The sequence below is a fragment of the Marinobacter sp. UBA2498 genome (assembly GCF_002341575.1).
Taxonomy (GTDB): domain Bacteria; phylum Pseudomonadota; class Gammaproteobacteria; order Pseudomonadales; family Oleiphilaceae; genus Marinobacter; species Marinobacter manganoxydans.
Genome location: NZ_DDOI01000053.1, coordinates 1 through 409, shown reverse-complemented (window position 1 = coordinate 409; position 409 = coordinate 1). Strand labels below are relative to the sequence as shown.

Annotated in this window: 1 protein-coding gene; it reads right to left on the bottom strand. The window is 56.0% G+C overall.

What is annotated here, in order from left to right; genetic code table 11:
• Positions 1-409: class I tRNA ligase family protein (locus tag B2W52_RS06250; RefSeq protein WP_286802020.1), on the bottom strand; the 409-nt coding region annotated here is incomplete at both ends.

Genomic DNA, 409 nt, shown 5'->3' with positions numbered 1-409 from the left:
TGCTCCGGGGGTGCCGCAAACATCATGAACAGCCGGACGGTATCAGCGCCGTGCTGATCAATAATCGCCTGGGGGTCAATGCCATTGTTTTTGGACTTGGACATTTTGGTCACGCCGCCAATCTCAACCGGCTCACCATCTGTGACCAACGATGCCCGGACCACCTGGCCTTTGCTGTCGCGCTCGACAGTTACATCTGCTGGATTGAACCAGGTCTTGCTGCCATTCCCTTCGTTGCGGAAGTAGGTCTCGGCCAGGACCATGCCCTGAGTCAGCAGGCGTTTAAACGGTTCAGAGCTGGTGACCAGACCGACATCCCGAAGTAGTTTATGGAAGAAGCGGGCGTAAAGCAGGTGCAGGATGGCGTGTTCGACACCTCCGATATATTGATCCACCGGCAGCCAGTAGT